The sequence below is a fragment of the Finegoldia sp. genome (assembly GCF_046991905.1).
Lineage (GTDB): Bacteria > Bacillota > Clostridia > Tissierellales > Peptoniphilaceae > Finegoldia.
The window spans coordinates 1-2,314 of the sequence record NZ_JBKWZF010000122.1 but is presented as its reverse complement, the minus strand read 5'-3'; the positions used below and the strand labels follow the sequence as shown (position 1 = coordinate 2,314).

Here is a 2,314-nt window from a genome sequence, read left to right as displayed (position 1 = left end):
ATCCTATACAAACAGAAATAATAAAACTTATAGGTAGTAAATCTACAAAAATTATAATAGTTGGAGATGTTGCCCAATCTATTTATAGTTTTCAAGGAGCTAAGGTTTCTGATTTTTTAGAGTTTAATATAAATAATGAAGTAGAAGAGTACTCTATTGATGGTAATCGTAGATCAACAGAAAACATTGTAAATTTTTGTAATTTTATTAGATGTTCAGACAAAAATATTTTTCAATCAAGTATAAGGAAATATAAAGATGACAAAACAATTATTGAAAAAATAAGCATAAAATTCTTACTGGGTAGAAGTGATGAAGTAAATAGAATACTTTATTCTATTTTAAACGATAATGGAGTTATACTGGCTCGTAGTTGGGTAGATGCATTTAAATTTATTCAGAATATAGAAGAAAATCAATCTGTTATTCTGAAAAAAATTTATAACAGTTATTATAATTCTCCAATTATGATCAGAGATGAAATAAGAGAACATAATAATGTGATGTGGGTTAAAGCTTTTAAAATTATATTTAACTTGTGGGAAGGTTATAAAAATAAATCTTTTGGTGATATTATATTAACACTGCAAAAGTATTTTCAAATATCTCCATCTAAGATAGAAATAAATCATATATATTCAATATACGAATTTTTAAAAGAATTATTTATAGATGTAAGCTCTGACACATTAACAGTGGATATAATTGAAAAATTCAATAGTTTAATTTTTCAGAAGAAGAATACTATTTTAAAAAAATTGTTTGGAATCAATGATAAAGGAATTTATATTTTTTCAGAATATGACAAAGAAGATTTGAAACAAAATGTAAAGTGTCTAAAATGGAATACATCATATTGTTTATTTAATGAGGTTTTTTGTGAGGATAGTAAATATATGACAGTTCATCAATCTAAAGGATTAGAATGGGATAAAGTAATTGTAAGCTTAAATCCCAACTCATTTGATAAAAGAGAAGGAGTTAATTTGAATAAAATGTTTACTTCTCCCGTATTAGTTAATGAAACAACGTTAGATGAATTTACACGCTTGTTTTATGTAGCCTGTAGTCGTGCAAAAAATGAACTTTACATTCATTTAGAAGGCGAATCTTTGCAGTCAGTTATTAGAAGTAGTTTAGAAAACTTTCAAGAAAAAAGTGGTATAGATATTAATTATGAGTTTATACAATAAAAAATAATTTATTTGTCTGGTACTGGGACTGGGACGGGATTAAAAACTTGAAAACGTTCTATAATTAAGTGGATTCGGTGATATCAGAAAAAATAGAATCTAGTATTTTGAATGGTTTGGGATATATTGGACGTTTGGAAACGAAGAATGGAAATAAAATCCCTTCAAAATAGCTTGAATCGATCCGTATAAAATTCAAGCGTCACCATATTACGGCTATAGTTAAGTCACTTTGATTTTTGTTGTTCTGTAAATATAAAAAGATACCGGAGTCAATTAAAATGAACTCCGGTATCTTTTTATATTGTTTATTGCTTTTTATTTTTTATTGGAATATATTCGAATCACTAGGAGGCATTATGAAAGATTTTTGGTCCTATGATAAGGATGATATTTTAAAAAAATTAGATACGAGCGAAAGTGGTTTGTCGAGTAAAGAAGCCGACGACAGAATGGCACGTTATGGTAAAAATGTTTTTAAGGAAACGAAATCCGGATCCAATGTGATGATCTTTTTGTCTCAATTTAAAAGCCCCATCACGATGATTCTGATTTTTGCGGCTGTATTGTCGATTTTTATGAAGGATTATTCAGATGGAATGATTATCCTGATTATTATTATGATTTCTTCTTTTTTGAGTTATCTCCATGAGAGTAAAGCAAACGATGCGGTTAAACGTCTGCTGTCTTCTGTTAGCGTTACTTCTTCTGTCCTTAGAGATGGGGCTTTTAAGGAGATCGACAACGGCAATCTTACGATCGGCGATATCATCAGGGTTAAAACAGGGGATATGATACCGGCGGATTGCTTGCTGATGGAGGGCAATTCCATATCTACTGATGAATCGAGTTTAACAGGGGAGACATTTCCCGTTGAAAAGGTGACGACAACAATACCTGCCAACACGAATCTTTCGAAAAGAAAAAATTCCCTTTGGATGGGCACTCATGTTATGAGCGGTTCCGGGAAGGCAATTATAGTTAATTTAGCAAAAGATTCTGAGTTTGGAAAGATCACCTCATCCCTTAGCCAAAAAGATGCGGATACAGATTTTGAGAAAGGGATAAAGGATTTCGGCAATTTAATTTTACACGTCACGACCCTTTTAATTGGCTTAATC

2 protein-coding genes are annotated in these 2,314 nt (G+C 30.3%); both read left to right on the top strand.

The annotated features are described in order from the left end of the window. Positions 1 to 1,193, top strand: a 1,193-nt coding sequence (locus ACLUJM_RS13525; RefSeq protein WP_412413056.1) for a 3'-5' exonuclease, incomplete at its 5' end; no start/stop codon positions are given. Between the two features lie 359 nt (positions 1,194 to 1,552). Next, positions 1,553 to 2,314 (top strand): HAD-IC family P-type ATPase (locus ACLUJM_RS13520; protein WP_412413055.1); only part of this gene is annotated, 762 nt, incomplete at its 3' end.